This window comes from Streptomyces sp. NPDC054813 (assembly GCF_053611365.1).
This window is the reverse complement of the sequence record NZ_JBSHAF010000074.1, coordinates 1-1,491: the sequence shown is the minus strand read 5'-3', so window position 1 is coordinate 1,491 and position 1,491 is coordinate 1. Positions and strand designations below refer to the sequence as shown.

Below are 1,491 nucleotides of genomic sequence, written 5' to 3'. Positions count from 1 at the left end.
TACTGATTCCCAATGTGGTTGTCAACGCCTGGCTCGTAACTGGCCGTAGCTGCCTCAGTCGAGGATGACAGCGCGGGGCGGCGGGCTGCTTTCGAAGAGGCGACCGTCCCGGAGGAGTGCCCACAGGACGTTCAGGCGGCGGCGTGCGAGGGCGATGACGGCCTGCTTATGGGTTTTCTTCTCGGCCCTCTTGCGTTCGTAGAACGCTTTGGAGACGGGGCAGGATCTGGCGGCGACCTGGGCGGACATGTAGAAGACCCGCAGCAGGCGGCGGCAGTAGCGACGAGGCCGGCGCATATTGCCGCTGATCCGTCCGGAGTCCTTCGGGACGGGTGCCAGGCCGGCGACACCGGCGAGGCGGTCGGCGGTGCCGAATACGCTCATGTCGCCGCCAGTGTGGGCTATGAACTCGGCACCGAGGACAGGGCCGATGCCGGGCATGCTCAGGATGACCTCGGCTTGCGGGTGTTCGCGAAACCGACCCTCGATCAGGGCATCGGTTTCGGCGATCTCCTCATCGAGGGCCATCACTTCCTTCGCCAGCCTGGCCACGACGGCCGCGGCCAGCTTTTCCCCGGGAACGACGGTGTGCTGGGCCCCGGCGGCCTCAACAGCGGTGTCTGCGACGAGTCTGTAGTTGCGGACCTTGCGGTTCCTCAACCAGTCGGCCAGGCGCTTCCTGCCGGTCCGACGCAGTTCGGCCGGCGCCTGGTAGCCAGTCAGCAGGACGAGCGACGCCTTCGAAGTGCTGTAGTCGAAGGCTCGCTCCAGAGCCGGGAAGTATCCCAACAGCTGGGCCCGCATCCGGTTGATCGTCCTCGTGCGGTCTGTGGCCAGGTCCAGGCGGCGAGACGTGAGGATGCGCAGGTCGACGGCGATGTCGTCGCCGTGGTGTATCGCCTGGATGTCGCGGCGCATGCGGGCTTGGTCCGCGATGATGAAGGCGTCCTTTGCGTCGCTCTTTCCGTCGCCCCGGTAGGAGCCAGAGGCATGGTGGACGGTGCGGCCGGGGATGTAGAGGACCCTCTGCCCGTTGTCCGTCACTAACGCGATCATCAGCGCGGCCCCGCCGGCATTGAGATCGATCGCCCAGGTCACCGGCTTTTCTTCGCTCAGCGAGAGCACATCCGCGATCAGCTCCAGCAACACGGCCTCGTCGTTGGCCACCCGACGCGACAGCCTTCGTTTCCCCTCGGCATCGATCACCACGCAGTGATGTTCAGCCTTGCCCGCATCCGTACCGGCCCACAGTTCTGGCACGGCCACCTCCGGAGTCGTTCCCGTTCGAATCCCAGCAGACGACCTCGCCAGCGTGTCCTTACCAAGCGATCCTGCCGCGCGTATCCCAATCAGTGGCCGAGTCGTCGCGAGGCACCGGGCGGCCAATCAGTAGAAGCCACTCCTACGGCATGAACTTGACAGCCATACCCAGGGCCCCCGGGCCTCCCGATCGTACGAGTGACCGGAATCAACCCACCAACAACGTAAGGA

The 1,491-nt window shown here is 65.5% G+C and carries 1 protein-coding gene; it reads right to left on the bottom strand.

Going from position 1 to position 1,491, the window contains the following annotated elements:
* Nucleotides 1–54 precede the first annotated feature (54 nt).
* Nucleotides 55–1,266: an IS110 family transposase gene (locus ACWGJB_RS49810; RefSeq protein WP_453386635.1), complete on the bottom strand. Its 1,212-nt coding sequence runs from the start codon at nucleotides 1,264–1,266 to the stop codon at nucleotides 55–57.
* Between the last annotated feature and the right edge of the window lie 225 nt (nucleotides 1,267–1,491).